The organism is Prevotella sp. 885 (assembly GCF_002265625.1).
Taxonomy (GTDB): Bacteria; Bacteroidota; Bacteroidia; order Bacteroidales; family Bacteroidaceae; genus Prevotella.
On sequence record NZ_NOVE01000003.1, the window covers coordinates 161,351 to 172,954 of the forward strand.

General features: G+C 51.5%; 14 protein-coding genes. 5 read left to right on the top strand and 9 right to left on the bottom strand.

Annotated elements, in window-relative coordinates; all coding sequences use genetic code 11:
- The first annotated feature begins 90 nt into the window (after nt 1-90).
- Nucleotides 91-1,125 carry an aminotransferase class I/II-fold pyridoxal phosphate-dependent enzyme gene (locus CHL74_RS02480; RefSeq protein ID WP_094879540.1) on the top strand — a complete coding sequence of 345 codons (1,035 nt, stop codon included), beginning with the start codon at nt 91-93 and terminating at the stop codon, nt 1,123-1,125.
- A gap of 104 nt (nt 1,126-1,229) precedes the next feature.
- On the opposite strand, the gene rplI is transcribed toward CHL74_RS02480, so the two are convergent.
- The 9 genes from rplI to CHL74_RS02525 form a co-directional block, all read right to left on the bottom strand.
- On the bottom strand, nt 1,230-1,736 hold the full coding sequence (gene rplI / locus CHL74_RS02485; RefSeq protein ID WP_094879541.1) for a 50S ribosomal protein L9: 507 nt from the start codon (nt 1,734-1,736) through the stop codon (nt 1,230-1,232).
- A gap of 20 nt (nt 1,737-1,756) precedes the next feature.
- Nucleotides 1,757-2,026 carry a 30S ribosomal protein S18 gene (rpsR, locus tag CHL74_RS02490; protein WP_007898866.1) on the bottom strand — a complete coding sequence of 90 codons (270 nt, stop codon included), beginning with the start codon at nt 2,024-2,026 and terminating at the stop codon, nt 1,757-1,759.
- Between the two features lie 3 nt (nt 2,027-2,029).
- A complete protein-coding gene (gene rpsF, locus CHL74_RS02495; RefSeq protein WP_094879542.1) occupies nt 2,030-2,374 on the bottom strand; it encodes a 30S ribosomal protein S6 in 345 nt (114 codons plus the stop codon).
- Between the two features lie 627 nt (nt 2,375-3,001).
- Entirely contained in the window at nt 3,002-4,249 is a 1,248-nt protein-coding gene (locus CHL74_RS02500) for a phosphoglycerate kinase (RefSeq protein ID WP_094879543.1), read from the bottom strand.
- Between the two features lie 119 nt (nt 4,250-4,368).
- Entirely contained in the window at nt 4,369-5,025 is a 657-nt protein-coding gene (gene queC / locus CHL74_RS02505; RefSeq protein WP_094879582.1) for a 7-cyano-7-deazaguanine synthase QueC, read from the bottom strand.
- 536 nt (nt 5,026-5,561) lie between these two features.
- Nucleotides 5,562-6,026 (bottom strand): transcription elongation factor GreA, encoded by a 465-nt coding sequence (gene greA, locus CHL74_RS02510; RefSeq protein WP_094879544.1) that lies wholly within the window; start codon nt 6,024-6,026, stop codon nt 5,562-5,564.
- Nucleotides 6,027-6,221: 195 nt separating this feature from the next.
- On the bottom strand, nt 6,222-6,470 hold the full coding sequence (locus CHL74_RS02515; RefSeq protein ID WP_094879545.1) for a hypothetical protein: 249 nt from the start codon (nt 6,468-6,470) through the stop codon (nt 6,222-6,224).
- A gap of 32 nt (nt 6,471-6,502) precedes the next feature.
- On the bottom strand, nt 6,503-6,946 hold the full coding sequence (locus CHL74_RS02520; protein ID WP_094879546.1) for a hypothetical protein: 444 nt from the start codon (nt 6,944-6,946) through the stop codon (nt 6,503-6,505).
- Between the two features lie 22 nt (nt 6,947-6,968).
- Nucleotides 6,969-7,412: a hypothetical protein gene (locus tag CHL74_RS02525; RefSeq protein WP_094879547.1), complete on the bottom strand. Its 444-nt coding sequence runs from the start codon at nt 7,410-7,412 to the stop codon at nt 6,969-6,971.
- Nucleotides 7,413-7,761: 349 nt separating this feature from the next.
- Between CHL74_RS02525 and CHL74_RS15495 the strand changes: the two genes are divergently transcribed.
- From CHL74_RS15495 to CHL74_RS02545, 4 genes are all read left to right on the top strand, one after another.
- The gene (locus tag CHL74_RS15495) at nt 7,762-9,093 is read left to right on the top strand and encodes a hypothetical protein (RefSeq protein WP_141241211.1); all 1,332 of its coding nucleotides are present in this window, start codon (nt 7,762-7,764) and stop codon (nt 9,091-9,093) included.
- Nucleotides 9,094-9,216: 123 nt separating this feature from the next.
- On the top strand, nt 9,217-10,239 hold the full coding sequence (locus CHL74_RS02535) for a hypothetical protein (RefSeq protein ID WP_094879548.1): 1,023 nt from the start codon (nt 9,217-9,219) through the stop codon (nt 10,237-10,239).
- Nucleotides 10,236-10,997, top strand: a complete 762-nt coding sequence (locus CHL74_RS02540) for a hypothetical protein (protein WP_094879549.1) — start codon at nt 10,236-10,238, stop codon at nt 10,995-10,997. The genes CHL74_RS02535 and CHL74_RS02540 overlap by 4 nt, the downstream gene beginning before the upstream one ends.
- A gap of 17 nt (nt 10,998-11,014) precedes the next feature.
- A complete protein-coding gene (locus CHL74_RS02545) occupies nt 11,015-11,497 on the top strand; it encodes a hypothetical protein (RefSeq protein ID WP_141241212.1) in 483 nt (160 codons plus the stop codon).
- Nucleotides 11,498-11,604: the final 107 nt, after the last annotated feature.

Below are 11,604 nucleotides of genomic sequence, written 5' to 3' on the forward strand. Positions count from 1 at the left end.
CAAAATTACTGCAAATCTTGCATATTTCCTATAAATAACTTAATTTTGTGTGAATAACCTAACTTGCATGTCCGATAAATATTTTTTAAGATGCTGAACATTGAACAACTTGTACGCCCCAATCTTCGCGCCCTTCTGCACGTCCCGCCGGTTGACGAGACGCTTTTGCCGAAGGCGGATGCCTTGCGCCTCGACACGAACGCCAATCCTTACGACCTTCCGTTCAATCATGCCGTTGACTGTCAGGCGCTTTCGCTGCGTAGGGCGCTCTCTGCCTTGAAGCGGAAGGACGTCAGCAATATCTTTGCCTGCAACGGCTTTGCGGGCGTGGTGGACTTGTGCTTTCGTTGCTTCTGCGTTCCCGGAGAGGACAATGTGGTGGCTGCAGGTCCCACGCGTGGCGTCTATCGTAGGATGGCACAGCTTAATGACGTGGAATATCGTGAGGCAGAATTGGGTGAAGGCTTCGCCCTGTCCGTTGACGAGGTGCTTGGCGCTTGCGACAATCACACGAAGCTCGTCTGGCTTTGCTCGCCCAATGACCCTACGGGCAATCTCTTAGATGTCAACGCCATTGCTTCCTTGCTGGAGGTGTTTGACGGTCTTGTGGTGGTGGACGAGACGTATCTGCGCTTCTCGAAGAGTCCTTCCTGGTGTACGGTTCTGCAGCGCTTCCCCAATCTTGTGGTCATAGAGCAGATGGATTCTGTGTGGGGCGTTAATGCGCTGAACGTGGGAATGCTCTACGCCTCCTCGGACATCGTGCGCCTCATGCTTGCCGTAGGCGGGTCTTACGCCCTGTCGCCCGTCATCGAGTCGAAGATGTGCGGCGTCTTCTCCGACGCTTTCGAGATGGACCGCTTGGTTGGCAATGTCGTGGCTGAGCGCACCCGCATGGCGCATGCCTTGGAACAGCTGCCCTTCTGCGAACAAGTGCTTCCGTCCTTCTCCAACTTCCTCCTCGTCCGCTTCCGCAACGCTCCCGCCGTCTACGAAGGTCTCTTCAGCCGTGGCGTCATGGTCTGCCGTCCCGCCGACGGTCTCTTCCAGAAAGGCTACCTGAGAATAACCATAGGCTCAAAGTCAGCCAACAATACGCTCCTCTCTGCATTAAGGCAATTCTGAGCTGCTCATTGCGTTGTTGTAGGCGTAATTACTCCCATAAACAAAAAAAAGTCGGATAGCTTTCGCCGTCCGACTTTTCTTTATATTGTGAGAATATCTGCTGATTACTCTGCAGTTGCCTCTGTCTCCTCAGCCTTGGTAGCCTCCTCAGCGGGAGCCTCTACCTTAGCGTTCTCAGCAACAACCTTGATGGGGAGCTTCACCTCAACCTCCTTGTGGAAGTGGATGGTAGCCTCAAACTCACCTACAGTCTTGATGTCGTGCATAGTGATGATCTTGCGGTCAATCTCGAAGCCCTTCTTCTGGAGCTCGTCAGCCACAACGTTAGCGTTAACCGAACCGTAAGTAACGCCAGTAGCGCTTACCTTAGACTCGATAACCAGCTCTACGCCGTTAAGAGCCTCAGCCTTCTTCTCAGCCTCAGCCTTGATGGCTGCGAGCTTGTGAGCCTGCTGCTTGAGGTTCTCAGCGAGAACCTTCTTTGCTGATTCAGATGCGATTACACCCTTACCCTGGGGGATGAGGTAGTTACGTCCGTAACCACTCTTTACATTAACGATGTCGTTCTTGTAACCCAGTCCTATGATATCTTCTTTAAGTATGATTTCCATTGCTTATTCCTCCTTAATAATTATTTCATCAAGTCAGTTACGTAAGGAAGCAAAGCAATCTGGCGAGCACGCTTAACAGCCTGTGCCACGCGACGCTGATACTTCAAAGATGTTCCTGTGATACGACGGGGAAGGATCTTGCCCTGCTCGTTCAAGAACTTCTTGAGGAACTCAGGATCCTTGTAGTCGATATACTTGATACCGCTCTTCTTGAAACGGCAATACTTCTTCTTGCGTGTGTCCACTGAAGGTGGAGTCAAATAGCGAATTTCTGATTCTACTGCTGCCATGTTTTAAGCCTCCTCTTTTTTAGCGAATTTGTTACGTCTCTTCTCAGCATACTGTGCAGCATACTTGTCGAGCTTAACTGTCATGTGACGGATGACCTTCTCGTCACGGCGATAGCCGGTCTCGAGTGTCTTTACAATTGTGGGCTCAGCCTGGAACTCCAACAGGCAATAGAATCCTGTGGACTTCTTCTGGATAGCATAAGCCATCTTCTTGAGTCCCCATGTCTCTTCGTTCACAATCTCAGCACCGTTGTCGGTGAGGAGCTTCTTGAACTTAGCGACCGCTTCCTTCATCTGTTCATCAGACAAAACGGGAGTCAAAATGAAAACGGTTTCGTATCGATTCATTGTTTGTGATAAATTAATAAAATACTTTGCAAAATTGCGGGTGCAAAGGTACAACTTTTTTATTGAAACAAAATACCCTCCCTAATGGTTAACGTATTATTTAACTTTTTTTATAGCCTTAGACGACTGAAACAACGAATTAAAGCGAATTGACGAATTAGTGGAATAACATTCTGATAGCACATCCGTGAGATTCCTTGGAATATCCACCTCAAGCAGCATCCGTTAAATCCGTGAGATCCGTGTTCTATAATTAGCGCACCCTAATATGCATGGGCAGCTTGAGAGAAAACGAACACGGATTTCTCGGATGACACGGATGTTGGGTGCGTAGGGACGAATCCGTATTCACAATATAATCCGTGAAATCCCTTGGAATATCTACCTCAAGCAGCATCCGTTAAATCCGTGAGATCCGTGTTCTGTAAATAGCGCACCCTAATGCTTGAGAGAAAACGAACACGGATTTCTCGGATGACACGGATGTTGGGTGTGTAGGGATTGAATACATTAAATTGCTCGGCTGTACTATAACGCAAAAAAAGCAAACCCCTATACATTATATATATAAGGATTTGCTTTTGTTATTTGGTTGTGCTGAAAGTCAGCACGCCGTGTCAGCGAAGATTAAGCCTCGATAGCTGCAACGCCCGGGAGCACCTTGCCCTCGATAGCCTCGAGGAGAGCGCCACCACCAGTTGAGATGTACGAAACCTGGTCAGCCAAGCCGAACTTGTTGATGCAAGCTACAGAGTCGCCACCACCGATGAGTGAGAATGCGCCGTTCTTTGTAGCCTCAGCGATGGCCTCAGCGATAGCCTTTGAGCCACCTGCGAAGTTGTCGAACTCGAATACGCCTGCAGGACCGTTCCAGAGGATGGTCTTTGCGCCCTTGATGGCGTTGGCGAAGAGCTCGCGTGTCTGAGGACCAGCGTCCATGCCTTCCCAACCCTCGGGAATGTCGTTAGACGGGCAGATCTGAGTGTTGCAGTCGTTCTTGAAAGCGTCGCCGCAAACCGAGTCAGTACCGAGAACGAGGTTCACGCCGTTCTCCTTGGCCTTCTTGATAACGTCGAGAGCTACGTCCAGCTTGTCGTCCTCGCAGATAGAGAGGCCGATCTTGCCGCCCTGAGCCTTGGCGAATGTGTATGTCATGCCGCCGCAGAGGATGAGGTTGTCCACCTTTGTGAGGAGGTTCTCGATGATGCCGATCTTTGTAGAAACCTTCGAGCCGCCCATGATGGCTGTGAACGGGCGCTTGATGTTGCCGAGAACTGCGTCAACGGCTTTTACCTCCTTCTCCATGAGGTAGCCCAGCATCTTGTGGTCCTTGTCGAAGTACTCGTCGATAACGGCTGTAGAAGCGTGCTTGCGGTGAGCTGTTCCGAATGCGTCCATTACGTAGCAGTCAGCGTAAGAAGCGAGCTTCTTGGCAAACTCCTGCTGGCGGCCCTTCATTTCCTTCTTTGCAGCATCATACTCGGGTGTGCCCTTCTCTACGCCTACCGGCTTGCCTTCCTCCTCAGGATAGAAGCGGAGGTTCTCTAGAAGAAGTGCCTCGCCCGGCTTGAGGGCAGCAGCCTCCTCAGAAGCGTTGCCGCAATCCTTGGCGAACTTCACCTCTACACCGAGGGCCTTTGATACGTTGGGGACGATCTGGCTCAGAGAGAGCTTCTCGTTCACCTTGCCCTTGGGCTTGCCCATGTGGCTCATCATGATGAGGGCGCCACCGTCAGCGAGCACCTTCTTGAGTGTGGGGAGGGCACCGCGGATACGGGTGTCGTCAGTAACGTTTCCGTTCTCGTCCAATGGTACGTTGAAGTCTACACGTACGATTGCCTTTTTGCCGGCAAAGTTGAAATCTTCGATTTTCATTTTTTCAAATATTTATATAATGTTGAAATAAGATTCTTTCTTATTCTTCGTGTCTGTAACGATTTCTCTGTTTCGACCGCAAATTTACTAAAAATAAATCTTATTTCAACATTTTTCTGCTATTTTGTTTCGTAAATAGTGGTGTCTTCTATGCCTGCTTCGGCGAGTGCCTCTTTTCGCTCCACGCAGGTGCCGCACTTTCCGCAATGCTTCTCGCCGCCCTTGTAGCAGCTCCATGTCTCGGCATAGTCGATGCCGAGGCGCTTTCCGATGCGTGCGATGTCTGCCTTGGTGATGGAGGTGTAGGGCGCCACAATCCTGACGCCGACGTATGTGCCCGCCTTAGCCGCCGCGTCGATGGCTGTGATGAAGTCCTGACGGCAGTCGGGATAGATGGCGTGGTCGCCTCCGTGATTGGCTATGAACACCTCGGTCAGGCCGTTGCTCTCGGCGATGCCCACGGCGATGGCGAGCATTATGCCGTTACGGAAGGGCACGACGGTTGACTTCATGTTCTCGTCCTCGTAGTGTCCTTCGGGTATGGTGTCGGCTCCGGTGAGGAGGCTCGACTTGAAGTACTGGTGCATGAAGTCCAGATTGATGGTGATGTGCTTGATGCCCAGCCGTTCGCAATGCATCTTGGCGAAGGGTATCTCGCGTGCGTTGTGGTTGCTGCCATAGTCGAAGGAAATGCCCACGGCTATCTCGTCCTTGTGTTCATAGAGCAGGGTGATGCTGTCCATTCCCCCGCTCACAATTATAGCTGCATTCTTCATATCGTATTTGTTTTTTTTGTTCTTAATCATATTGATGTTGTCTCCAATACGCACCCATATCCGTGTGATTCGTGCTATCTGCTCCGCATCCACATCCGTGTAAATCTGCGTAATCTGTGGGAGACTCCTCCGCACGCAGCTTGAGAATGTTGTCTCACAGATTTCACAGATTCTCACGGATTTTGCTTGAGAGAATGTTTCCCACAGATTCCACGGATTTTTCTTGTGCTACGTCCGTGTGATTCGTGTCCTTCTTCTCCGCACCTAATATCCGTGTAAATCTGTGTAATCTGTGGGAGGCTCCTTCGCACGCTGCTTGAGAATGTTTCCCACAGATATCACGGATTGTCACAGATTTTTCTTGAGAGAATGTTCTCCCGCAGATATCACGGATTGTCACAGATTTTTCTTGTGCTACATCCGTGTAAATCTGTGTAATCTGTGGGAGTTTCCTCTGTACCTAATACCCGTGTAAATCTGCGTAATCTGTGGGAGACTCCCCCGCAAGCTGCATCGTGTTGTGAGTCTGCGTGATCTTACAGCGAGACGCTCTCTATTCTCAGGCTTAGCTTTCCTGCCGGGACCGTCACCTCCACCGTGTCGCCAGCCTTCTTGTTTAGCATGGCGTGGGCGATGGGCGACTTGATGGAGAGCTTGCCTTCGGCGAGGTTTGCCTCATGCGGGCTGACGATGGTATACTGCATGCGGCGGTTGTTGGCCGTGTTCGTTATCTCCACCTTGCTGAGCAGCCCCACGCTGTCCGTGTTGAGCCGGCTCTTGTCGATGACGCGGGCGTTCTCCAGCACCTTGTGCATGAAGCGTATGCGCCCCATGATGCGTCCCTGCTCGCGCTTGGCGGCATGATATTCGAAGTTCTCGCTCAGGTCGCCCTTGTCGCGTGCCTCCGCAATGGCGTCGCGCACCTGCGGCAGTTCCTCTAATTCCAACTGGCGAAGCTCGGCCACTATCTTGTCGTAGCCCTCCTGTGACATGTATTCCATAAAAGTATGCTGTTATGTTTTTTAGTCGGCGAAGGTACAAAAAAATTTTGAATTTTGAGTTTTGAATTTTGAATTATTCTCGGCTTCGCCTTCGATTTTGAATTTTCCAGTTGCGAATTATAAAATTCAAAATTGAAAAACTCCTAATCGCCGAAGGCGACCAATTCAAAATTCAAAATTCAAAACTCAAAACTCCTAATTGCGCTCCGCGCCCACTCTTTCCTCCACGTACGTCTTTATCTCGGCGTACTTGTTGTGGGCGTAGATAGCCACTCCGAAGATGCTTCCTGCGTAAATCAGGCATTCGGCGAACAGTCCCAGCACGCTTTCGTGAATCTCGCCCAGCGGCGATACGATGAAGCCAGCCACCGTAAGCGCCATTCCGAGCGCCAGCATTCCGAGCGCCGAACCCACCTGAAGGTTCTCTCTTGTTTCCTTTTTCATGGTAAAGTGTTTTTCATGGTTGTCAGATTGGTTTAAGGCTTAGGTGTCTCTTGTCCGCCGGTCGTCTTCTCCACTCCCCACTTGTGCTGGCTTTTCTCTCTTATGCGTGCCTGACGCTGGAAGTTGTCGCGTGACGACTCGCCTACGCCGAGGCAGCGGAAGTGCAGTCCGAGGATGTTATCCGCAGCGACGAATTCCTCAAAGGTCTTCGCTCCCTTCGAGCGGATGGAGACATGGAAGATGCCGAGGTTGTCCAGCCTCACCTTCTTGCTGTCTATCAGCAGCTCGCGTATGCACTTGACGATGTCCGTGAGGATGGCGAGGATCTGTCCGCGTGAGAACGAGGTGTTGTGTGATGCCATGTGGGCTGCCAGCTTCGGGAGGTCGTACATCTCGTTGTAAGTGACGCGTCCGTAGAACTTGCCCTTGGTGCCGTTGTTGATGTTGCTCTTGTAGATTTTGTATTCTATTGCCATAGTCTGTGTGTTTTTTATGGGTTTATACGTTGTTCTCTGTGTTCGTGTTGTGTGCCTTGTCCTTGTCGTACAGCTTCACTCGCTTGAACTTCACGTCGCCAGCGTAGTTGTAGCCGTTCTTCAGGTGCATCGCTCCCGTTGGGATAATCTTGATGTAGGTTCGCAGGACGTTCTCGGTGGCGGTGAATTCCTTTGCGGTCTTGGCTCCCTTGGTGCGGATGCCGGGCTTGAAGATGGCGAAGTCGGGGAGCTTCACGGCGTTGCCGTCGAGGCAGATCTCTCGGATGCATCCCACCATGTCGTCCAGCAGACCGATGATCTGGCCCTTCGAGTAAGAGCAGTTGTGTCGGCACATGTGTTCGGCGATGCCTTCGAGGTCGACGATGTCGGTGTGGATGGTGCGGGCGTAGAACTTGCCCTTGGTGTAGTTGTTCGCCTTGCTTTGGTAAATTGCGTACTGAATCATGTGTTTCTGTGTGTGTTTATTGGTTAGACATTCTGGTTATGCCGCAAAGTTACGGCTTTTGCCCGTCAGATGCAATAGTTGTCCTCCGCGGCGTGCAAAGTTGTCCCCCGTGACGTGAAAAGTGGCGCTGCGCAAGCGCAATTCAAAACTCAAAAACTCAGATTGTCATTTGGTCATTTTGTCAAAATGAAGAAAAGAAAAGGCTTGTCAGACTCCTATAGTATAATATATAAAATATATATTATTCTATAGAGCCCAATGACCGACTTTCGGAAATGAAAATGACAAGATGACAATTTGACAAGATGACAAGATTTTTAGTATCTTTGCCCATAAAAAACTACGCAACATGCCTCTTACTCCCGAACAACTGGCGAAGATAGCTCAGAAGGACGCTGCTCTGCCTGCCGCCCTGAAGCGTAACGCCACCACAAACTACTACGAGGGTTATTTCTTTATCACTCTCAACACCCGCAATTATGCTCCCATCCTCAGCTTCATAACGGGACGTCCGGACGCTCCCGACGACGCTCCTGACGCTCCCGCCTGCGAATACACGGAGCTGGGCCGTAAGGTGATGGCGGTCTGGCAGACCGTCCCCCGTTTTCATCCGCAGGTGGAGATAATAGCCGCCGAAGCCATGCCCGACCACTTCCACGGACTGCTGCGACTGCTGCCCGGCAACAGAAAGCATCTGGGGCATCTCGTCGGCAGCTTTATGGGAGGCTGCACCCACGGATATTGGGACACCCTGGGCATAGACTGGCGAAAGGACCGTGCGGAGCGCCTTGCCAAAGGCGCGCACGCGCTTCCTCCTGACCGAGACCGGGACCACACGTGCTCCTTCCGTGGCCCTTCGCTCTTTGTCCGTGGCTATAACGACATGGAGGCCGTCACGCCGGAGCAGGTGCAGACGAAGCTGCGCTACATCCGTGAGCAGGCGCGCCGCGCCCTTATCAAGGGAACGCTGCGCGACCGCTTCCTCGTCCATCGCTCGTGCACGGCACGCGGCTGGACGCTGGACACCATCCGTCGGGGCCTCCGCGCCGACCGCTTCTATGCCCATAACCCCGACCGCCTCGAACATATCCTCCGTTCTCTCCTGCCGCGTATCCCCATGCTGCCGGCTATTGTCTCAGCCTCTCCCTCGGCTTCTCCCTCAGCCTCTCCCTCGGCCTCTCCCACAGCCTCTCCCTCAGCCTCTTCCTCGGCCTCTCCCTCAGCTTCTCCCTCAGCCTCAGCCTCTTCCTCGGCTTCTTCTCCCAAGCCTCTCCTTTCTTATGTCGGCTGCAGCGCCCTGCTGTCTGCGGAGCGCAAGCTGCCTCTTGTCTGCCATCGTTCTGACGCTCCTTTCTTTGAGCGCCAGCGTGACGCTGTGCTGCGTGCCGCGCGTGAAGGTGCCGTCATCGTGTCGGCGTTTGTGAGTCCTAAGGAGCGTGAGATAGGGCGCCTGTTGCTTATGGAGCAGCTGCCCGTTATTGAGGTGTGTGACAATGGCTTCGGCGACCGCTACAAGCCCAGTGGCAAGAGCTTCTATGCCTGTGCCGAGAACCGACTCGTGCAGATTTCGCCCTGGAACTACGAATACTGCCCCGACCTTGCCGTCAACCGCGAGGTGTGCCTCGTGATGAACGAGCTGGCGAGGGTGATTGCCGGAGTGGGGGATGGGTGGTGGAAATAGGGGGAGGTGGATGTTTTTCTGTGTGTAATGTTGGGCGGATTGAGGTAAAAAGCGTAACTTTGTGGCTACGCTTGTGTTGTAACTATATAATACAGGAAGCAAATCTTAAAATATTATCAGACAATGGCAAAATTCGCTACATATTATTTTCAATATATCCATGGGTTCGGCCCGCATGAATGGGAGGACAGGCAGAGGCATCTGGCGGCGCTCTTCGACGGAGACCGCAACGTTGTCTTCGGGGAGGGCACGCCTACGGAGGAGCAGATGGCTGAGGGAATGCCGTACAAGAGGGTGTTCGAGCATCGTGTCTACCACCTGAGGAACTATCCTGACATCATTGTCATGCAGATTGCCAACTCCATAGACGTGCCTATGGAGAAGAACTTCGAGCATAAGGTGGTGAAGAACGAACCTTTGCTCTTCGTCATCATTGACAATCGTGAGGGTGTGCGCACCGTTGCCATACAGAACCGGCGCGAGGCGTTCAGCGCCCCGAAGCGCGTGGCCGACATTCTGGCTGAGAAAATTAATAAGGTGCTTTATTACCAACATTGCTATTCATTGAAGATTCTGCCCGAATATTATCCCGAGGATCTTTTCAAGGCGTGGGAGGAGCAGCAGAGGAATGCGAATGCGCTGCGCTTTCCTTCGTCCTACGAAATGGCTGATGACGAGATAATGCGTAAGGTGGAAGAATTGAAGACGGAGGGTAAGGAGTTTTTTGACGACCGCTTGATACCTTCTATTCTGGCTATGGCTACGGAAGCCAAGAAGGCGAAATACAAGGGCAAGTATACCGTTATGCCTGAGGACAAGAAGACTGCCCTGTATGTGGACAAGACAACGGTGTATATGAGGAACCTCCTGACGCTGGCACGTGCAACTGGCGAACCTGTGGAAATCGTGACCAAGGGGGGAACGACGTTCCGCTGCTTTGTGGAATCGGACGGGGACAACACGGACAAGATTGTGCACAGTCAGTTTGACGACCGCTTGCTTGAGATGCTCTTCAAGGGCAAGCGCCCTGACGGGGAAAGGGCTGAGCGGGAAGACATTGACAAGGCGGAAACCAAGATAATGGAAATGCTCAATGGCATGAAGCATGTCTCGGAAGACGTTGAAGCGGAGGAGAATGCAGCATGATCGTTCACTTGGACAAGGAGCAGACCCGCCAGATGAGGCGTAAGCTGCTGGCTGACAATAGCGACATTGTCTTTATTCTCTTCCACGACATTCTCAAGGAGTTGCACAAAAAGGGCATGACGCAGCTGTCGGCTGTGGAGGTGTTTCTCTCGGCAAGGCAGTTTGCCTGCACTCTGCTGTCGATGAATGAAGCGACGGAGGGTCTTGAGGACGAGATTGACGACCTTGAGGAGGAGGCTGACGGCGAGAACGACGCAATGATAATAAGCATCGTGGCGTGTGCCGTTATCAAGGCTTTTGCCAAGGCTCATGCTATGTCTGTGTATGACGATGTGGTGATGGCCATTCTGGTGCGTTGGAACGACCATCCGCTATTTATGCCGATGCTGGCTGGTGCTGCACGCAAGGAGGAAGGACGCTTTGCAGAGAACAAGCGCAATGACCTGTTGGGGTATGAGCTGGAACAGGCTGCGGGCGAGGGCGAAGAAGCAGTAAGCGAAGCTGTACGTAGCTTTGTAGACATAGCCCAGGATATTGGCCCTGACGCTACGATGCAACTGCTTTTGGTGCTGAGCAGATTCAATGACAACAACGGGCATAGATACCAGAAAGAGGTGGACGAGTTGTACGAGATTCATAAACGCACAAGATCTGTTATTGACATGGAGGTAAAGGGCAGCGGTTTGTCCAGCCTGAACTTCAATAATCATGTAAGGCAGGTGGTGGCTCATGCTGACGTTGTGGAAAAATATAAATAGACAAAATCCCAAGAATTATGACATCAGAAGAAATATCAGAACTTTTGAAGGCCGCTGTGCAAGCAAGACCGCAAGTGACGCAGACACTCAACTTCAATGCGTCTGTAGGGCAGCAGATAGCACACGTGGACAAGATTGAAGCCCACTTTGACAAGGATATGGGAATGCAGGTTGCGAATGCCGGAGAGATAGAGAATGGCGCACAAGCCATACTGCCAATGCAAGAGTGCGGCAACGAGCACGAATTGACTTTCCTTATTCATCCTTCGCTCAATGACGAGGAGGGTTACAAGACAGAAGCCGAGATTGTGAGGCTGGTGAAACGAAACGGCATTCAGGAAATATGCAGTTACCTGAATTTGCTTGCCGGCAAGGACAGGGTGCTGTTGCCACAAAGTCAGAAGGTGGCTTACGAAGAGCTTGTACGTTTGGGGATGCCCAAAGAGAAGGGTGGCTACGAATATAAGACTTTTTGCAAATACTATAGAAAGGAAAACTGATAGAATCGTTTTAATTGTTAAGGGCGGTAGACGTTTGACAATGTTGTCAAGTGTCTGCCGTTTTTTTTTGTTCAATATATTTTCAGAAAAGATATTCAGAGACAAAT

Excerpts from the sequence above, each read along its gene's own strand:
- CHL74_RS02545 (WP_141241212.1), top strand. The coding sequence starts at position 11,015 with ATGACATCAGAAGAAATATCAGAACTTTTGAAGGCCGCTGTGCAAGCA.
- CHL74_RS02520 (WP_094879546.1), bottom strand. The coding sequence starts at position 6,946 with ATGGCAATAGAATACAAAATCTACAAGAGCAACATCAACAACGGCACC.
- CHL74_RS02525 (WP_094879547.1), bottom strand. The coding sequence starts at position 7,412 with ATGATTCAGTACGCAATTTACCAAAGCAAGGCGAACAACTACACCAAG.
- rplI (WP_094879541.1), bottom strand. The coding sequence starts at position 1,736 with ATGGAAATCATACTTAAAGAAGATATCATAGGACTGGGTTACAAGAAC.
- CHL74_RS15495 (WP_141241211.1), top strand. The coding sequence starts at position 7,762 with ATGCCTCTTACTCCCGAACAACTGGCGAAGATAGCTCAGAAGGACGCT.
- queC (WP_094879582.1), bottom strand. The coding sequence starts at position 5,025 with ATGAAGAATGCAGCTATAATTGTGAGCGGGGGAATGGACAGCATCACC.
- CHL74_RS02535 (WP_094879548.1), top strand. The coding sequence starts at position 9,217 with ATGGCAAAATTCGCTACATATTATTTTCAATATATCCATGGGTTCGGC.
- rpsF (WP_094879542.1), bottom strand. The coding sequence starts at position 2,374 with ATGAATCGATACGAAACCGTTTTCATTTTGACTCCCGTTTTGTCTGAT.
- CHL74_RS02540 (WP_094879549.1), top strand. The coding sequence starts at position 10,236 with ATGATCGTTCACTTGGACAAGGAGCAGACCCGCCAGATGAGGCGTAAG.
- greA (WP_094879544.1), bottom strand. The coding sequence starts at position 6,026 with ATGGAATACATGTCACAGGAGGGCTACGACAAGATAGTGGCCGAGCTT.
- CHL74_RS02480 (WP_094879540.1), top strand. The coding sequence starts at position 91 with ATGCTGAACATTGAACAACTTGTACGCCCCAATCTTCGCGCCCTTCTG.
- rpsR (WP_007898866.1), bottom strand. The coding sequence starts at position 2,026 with ATGGCAGCAGTAGAATCAGAAATTCGCTATTTGACTCCACCTTCAGTG.
- CHL74_RS02500 (WP_094879543.1), bottom strand. The coding sequence starts at position 4,249 with ATGAAAATCGAAGATTTCAACTTTGCCGGCAAAAAGGCAATCGTACGT.
- CHL74_RS02515 (WP_094879545.1), bottom strand. The coding sequence starts at position 6,470 with ATGAAAAAGGAAACAAGAGAGAACCTTCAGGTGGGTTCGGCGCTCGGA.